General features: G+C 74.0%; 8 protein-coding genes. 7 read left to right on the forward strand and 1 reads right to left on the reverse strand.

Annotated elements, in window-relative coordinates; all coding sequences use genetic code 11:
• Positions 1-78: 78 nt before the first annotated feature.
• The 7 genes from H8R17_RS43800 (at position 79) to H8R17_RS43830 (ending at position 4449) form a co-directional block, all read left to right on the forward strand.
• Complete coding sequence (locus H8R17_RS43800) at positions 79-1827, forward strand: ABC transporter ATP-binding protein (RefSeq protein ID WP_187828744.1); 1749 nt, start codon at positions 79-81, stop codon at positions 1825-1827.
• A gap of 170 nt (positions 1828-1997) precedes the next feature.
• Complete coding sequence (locus H8R17_RS43805) at positions 1998-2366, forward strand: hypothetical protein (protein ID WP_187828745.1); 369 nt, start codon at positions 1998-2000, stop codon at positions 2364-2366.
• A gap of 92 nt (positions 2367-2458) precedes the next feature.
• Positions 2459-3031, forward strand: coding sequence for a GNAT family N-acetyltransferase (locus H8R17_RS43810; RefSeq protein WP_187828746.1), 573 nt, complete (start codon positions 2459-2461; stop codon positions 3029-3031).
• Positions 3032-3116: 85 nt separating this feature from the next.
• Positions 3117-3374, forward strand: coding sequence for a hypothetical protein (locus H8R17_RS43815; RefSeq protein ID WP_187828747.1), 258 nt, complete (start codon positions 3117-3119; stop codon positions 3372-3374).
• A 9-nt stretch (positions 3375-3383) separates the two neighbouring features.
• Positions 3384-3689: a hypothetical protein gene (locus tag H8R17_RS43820; protein ID WP_187828748.1), complete on the forward strand. Its 306-nt coding sequence runs from the start codon at positions 3384-3386 to the stop codon at positions 3687-3689.
• Between the two features lie 143 nt (positions 3690-3832).
• Positions 3833-4126, forward strand: coding sequence for a hypothetical protein (locus H8R17_RS43825; RefSeq protein ID WP_187828749.1), 294 nt, complete (start codon positions 3833-3835; stop codon positions 4124-4126).
• Positions 4126-4449: a hypothetical protein gene (locus H8R17_RS43830; protein WP_187828750.1), complete on the forward strand. Its 324-nt coding sequence runs from the start codon at positions 4126-4128 to the stop codon at positions 4447-4449. Before H8R17_RS43825 ends, H8R17_RS43830 begins: the two co-directional genes overlap by 1 nt.
• Before the next feature lie 125 nt (positions 4450-4574).
• Here the strand turns inward: H8R17_RS43830 and H8R17_RS43835 are convergent.
• A partial coding sequence (locus tag H8R17_RS43835; protein WP_399478093.1) for a hypothetical protein occupies positions 4575-4767 on the reverse strand: 193 nt, incomplete at its 5' end.

Here is a 4767-nt window from a genome sequence, read left to right on the forward strand (position 1 = left end):
GCATCACTGGCCATGCACCCACCGGGACCGAGAGGTCACAACCCTACTCGTGAGGGCTGCAGAAGGGATGGTCCTCTAATGAGCAGCACCCCCGACACCGCGGCCGGCCCGCCCCCGCGGGGTGCGCTGCGCGCGCTGCTGCCCGCCCTCGCCGGGCACCGGGTCATGATGGCCCGCACCTGCGCCGCCGCCCTGCTCGAACAGGGCTCGCTGGTCACGCTGCTGACGCTGGCGGCGTACACGGTCGGCACGGCCGTCATCGAGGGCCGCGCCCCCTCCGGCGGTACCGTCGCCGCGCTCGTCGTCCTGGTCGCCGTACGGGCCCTGATGACCTGGCGGGAGATGGACCTCTCGCACGACCTGGCCTACCGGGTGCTGGCCGAGCTGCGGGTGCGGGTCTTCGACGGGCTCGCCCGCAGCGCGCCGGCCCGGGTGGCCGGCCGGCGCAGCGGGGACCTGGCGGCCACGGCGATGGCCGACGTGGAGGCGCTGGAGTTCTTCTACGCCCACACCACCGCCCAGCTCCTCGCCTCCGGTGTGGTCTTCACCGGCGGGGCGGCAGCCCTGGCGACGGTGGAGCCGTGGCTGCTGGTGGCGGTGCTGCCGGTCGCCGCGCTGCTCGCGGCGGCGCCGTTCGCCGACGCACGCGGGCGTTCGGCGCGAGGGGCCCGTACCCGGGGGGCGGCGGCGAAGCTGTCGGCGGACACCGTGGAGGCCGTCGACGGGCTGCGTGAGCTGCTCGCCTTCGGCGCGCTGGCCGAGCGGCGGCGCCTGCTCGCCGAGCAAGGCCACAGGGTGGGCGAGGCGCAGCGGGCCGAGGCGCGCTGGGAGGCCATGGCCGCTGCCGTGCGCGACCTGCTCATCGTGGCCGCGGTGCTGGGTGTGGTGGCGGCCGCGGCGCAGTCCGTGACGTCCGGGCGGCTGCACGGCGCGTGGGCGCCGGCGGCGATGGCGCTGGCGCTGTCCGTGCTGGGCCCGGTCGCCGAGTCGGCCAGGGCGCTGAGCCAGGCGGTGGCCCTGCGAGCCGCCGCCGCCCGGGTCGACGCGGCCGGCAAGGCGCCCGCGCTCGCTCCGGCGCCCGCCGCACCCCGCCCGCTGCCGGCGGGGCCGCTGGGCGTCCGGCTGCATCAGGTGAGCTTCGACTACGGGGGCCGACCGGTGCTGGACGGGGTGGAGTTGACGGTTCCGGCGGGGCGGACCCTCGCCCTGGTCGGCGCCTCGGGCGCGGGCAAGTCGACCTGCGCCCATCTGCTGGCCCGGTTCTGGGACCCGTCGGCGGGCGCCGTCCAGCTGCTGCCCGCCGGCGGCGACCCGGTGGACCTGCGCGCCCTGGCCGACGGCGAGCTGCGCCGCGCGGTCGCCGTGGTCGGCCAGGACACGCCGCTCTTCCACGGCACCCTCGCCGAGAACCTGCGCCTGGCCGCGCCCGACGCCGACGACGGTCTCCTCGCCGAGACGGCCCGGCTGTGCGGCGTGGACCGCATCGCCCCCATGGACACCCTCGTCGGCGAGCGCGGTGCCACCCTCTCCGGCGGCCAGCGCGCCCGCATCGCGCTCGCCCGCGCCCTGCTGGGCGGGCCCGGCGTCCTCGTCCTGGACGAGACCACCGCCCACCTCGAGAACACCGGCGACGCCGAGCTCGCCGCCGCGCTCGGCAAGGGTGACCGCACCACGATCGTCATCGCGCACCGCCCCGCCACCATCCGCCGCGCCGACCGCATCGCCGTCCTCGAAGCGGGCCGTGTCGCCGAGGAGGGCACCTGGGACGAGCTCACCGCCCGCCCCGGCAGCGCCCTCAACCGCGTCCTGGCGGTCACCCCGTCCTGAGGGTCGCAGACGCGGCCCGGTCCACGACCGGCACCGCGGCGGCCCGCCAGGGCCGTGCGGACAGGACCGTCGAAAGGGCCGGTCACCTGCGTCCACGGGAGGGGTCCCGGCGCCGCCGGGCTACAAAAGCGGCGCGGGAAATCCCCCCACGACCGCAGGAGGTCCAACTGATGCGTACGGGTACTCACCGCCGAGCCGCGACGACCGCCGTGCCCCTGGCCATGGCCGGCGCGCTGGGCTTCGGCCTGATGACGCCGGTGGCGCACGCCGCCCAGGGGCCCTGCTACGACGGCCGGTGCAACACCACCGTGTCGGCGCCCAAGACCATCAAGGTCAACAGCAGGAAGTTCGGGTTCGGGAACCTGAATGTCACGCACGTCAGCTCCCGGTCCGTGAAGTTCTCGGCCGGCTCGGCCGGAACGTCGCTGAGCGGAAGCACCAGCCCGGGCGGCGTCGTCAAGCTCAACAACCTGAAGATCTGGGTGAAGTCGGTCTCCGGCGGCAAGGCCAAGCTCGCGCTGTACCCCACCCGGTACTGAGTGCGGCAGGTGAACCCCGGCGCGGCGGCCCGCGCCGGGGTTTCGCCGTCTCAGGCCGGGCGCCGCCGCGCGCCCCGTGACATCGTGGTGCCATGACCATCGAGGTGCGCCCGGCCTCGGCCTTCGGGGACGTCCGAGCCGTACTCGGACCGAAGTCGCCCGGGGCCAACGTCTGCTGGTGCCTGAGCTACCGGATCCCGTCCAAGCTCAACAAGGAGCTCCGCGGCCCCGCCCGCGGCGAGTACGTCGCCGGGCTGTGCCGTACCGCTCCCCCTCCCGGTGTGCTCGCCTACGACGGTGACGAGCCGGTCGGCTGGGCCGCCGTCGCGCCCCGCGCGGACACCTCGTTCGCCCGCAACCGCAAGATCCCGCACGTCGACGACCTGCCGGTGTGGTCGCTGTGGTGCATCCGGGTACGGCCCGGCCACCGCAAGCAGGGCATCTCGCACGCCCTCATCGCCGGCGCGGTCGACTTCGCCCGCGCCCACGGCGCCCCCGTGATCGAGGCCTACCCCCTCGACAACGGCGACGCCAGGGTCGACCTGACGATGGCGTACGCCGGGCTCCGCGAGAACTTCGAACGCGCCGGGTTCGTGCACGCCGCCGACACCACCTCGGTGCTGGCAGGCCACCCCCGGGTCCTGATGCGGCTCGACCTGCGCTGAGGTGCGGCCCGCGGCGCCCTGACCAGCACAGGATCTTCATCACCGCGAGTGGCGCCCCGCCCCGTGTCCGTGGAACGGTGGCCAGATGACGACGAACGACTACGACCGTGTCCGCCTCGGCATCGAGGCCATGACCGCCTACATCTCCGGCAACGACCTGATGCTGAACTACATGGCGGAGCGCCGTAGGTCGGACGGGAACCTGGACCAGGTCGCCGACGGCGCCACCGCCCTGTGCGCGCTGCTGCTCCGGCAGATGTCCCGGATGACCGGAAAATCGGAGCAGGAGATCCTCCAGGAGATCGCCCGCGGCCTCAATCGCACCGAGCAGCGCGACCGGTGACAGCCGCTGGTGTGGCTGCTCTGCGCCTGGCCGGTGTACTTCGCGGACCGGATGATCGCGCGGCACAGCGTGTACCGCCTGCTCGCCGACGCCGGGGCCGCCACGGCCGACGGACCGCAGCGGACGCCCGGAAACGGGCAGGTGTGGACCCCGTCCTGCGGACCCCACCTGCACCGCCGCGCCGCGGAGCTGGCCGAGGGGCAGACGAGACTGGAGCATCCCTACGAGACACTGCAGCATCCCCACAACACACACCACCGGTTCGTCGGCGCCGGCCTGGGCACTGGGAGCCGGCCGTCCCCACCTCGTCGCTGAAGGCGAGCAGCGCCGACAACGGCGGCACGTCCGACGGGTCCGTTCGTCCCTTCGGCGAGGCCGAACTGCTGGAGCACATAGGCGCCGCCCTGCTCCGGATCGAGGAGGCCGAAGGGCTCACCGGATCCCTGCCCGGCATCTCCGTGGCCCAGGTCGTCGGCATCCAGGCGCCTTTGTGGCTGCTCCGGGCGCGCGGCTCGAAGCACCCGGAACCCGGTCTGCACGACCACCGGTACGCCCCCTCCGGCCGCCCCGAGCGGCTGTACCTCCGGGCGCGGTGCGTGAGCTGGCAGGGTCAGGTAACCGTGACGATGTTCGTCAACGTGGCGCTGGAGGCGGGCATGCTGCGCCTGACCCTGCGCCCGCACGTGATGGCCCCGCTGCACAACCGGCTGATCCTGGACGTCCTGCGCGAGATGTCCCGCTGTACCAGGTAGTGCTGTCGGGCCTGACGGAGTCGCTCTGCGACACGGTCACCGGGGCGCTGGCGCCCTGGTACCGCCGGCCCGACAACCACGCCAACGTGCAGGACCCGGTCAGTGTGCGGGAGCACTTCTCGATGCCGAAGATCTCCGACATGCACCAGAGCGACGACGAGCGCCGCCTGGTGATGTTGCTCCAGTCCTGCGTCTTCGACGCGGTCTTCGGCGACAACCTCGCGCCCATCCAGAACATCACGGCAGGGCAGGTAGCGGGTGCCGGCCAGAAGGCGGCGTCGACGCAGGCCGATCGAGGGGCGAAGAAGGGGAAGCCGAAGTGAGCGATTCGCCGCGCTGGTTCGGCCGACGGAGGCGGACCCCGGCCGCCGGGCCCCTGGTCGGCGAGGGCGCGTCCGGCCCGTACCACGACGAGTTCGCCCGTACCCGGTCAGCGCGCCGGGGCCGATCAGGCCGGGGTGTCCCCTACGGCGCGCTGCCGCTCGGCGATCATCTCGAGCAACTCTTCGGCGCTGGCCCGGGTGTGGCGTTCCACCTCGGCCGCGATGGTTTCGGGGTCGCCGCCGAGAATGGCGTCGATCAGCCGTTCGTGGACGTGCAGGGCCCGGTCGGGGTCGGACCGGGTGCTCTCGTCGACGGTG

The sequence above is a fragment of the Streptomyces sp. TRM68367 genome, assembly GCF_014495685.1.
Classification (GTDB): domain Bacteria; phylum Actinomycetota; class Actinomycetes; order Streptomycetales; family Streptomycetaceae; genus Streptomyces.

Bases quoted from the DNA above. Each gene is read 5' to 3' on its own strand.
- H8R17_RS43800 (WP_187828744.1), top strand. From the start codon at position 79: ATGAGCAGCACCCCCGACACCGCGGCCGGCCCGCCCCCGCGGGGTGCG.
- H8R17_RS43805 (WP_187828745.1), top strand. From the start codon at position 1,998: ATGCGTACGGGTACTCACCGCCGAGCCGCGACGACCGCCGTGCCCCTG.
- H8R17_RS43810 (WP_187828746.1), top strand. From the start codon at position 2,459: ATGACCATCGAGGTGCGCCCGGCCTCGGCCTTCGGGGACGTCCGAGCC.
- H8R17_RS43815 (WP_187828747.1), top strand. From the start codon at position 3,117: ATGACGACGAACGACTACGACCGTGTCCGCCTCGGCATCGAGGCCATG.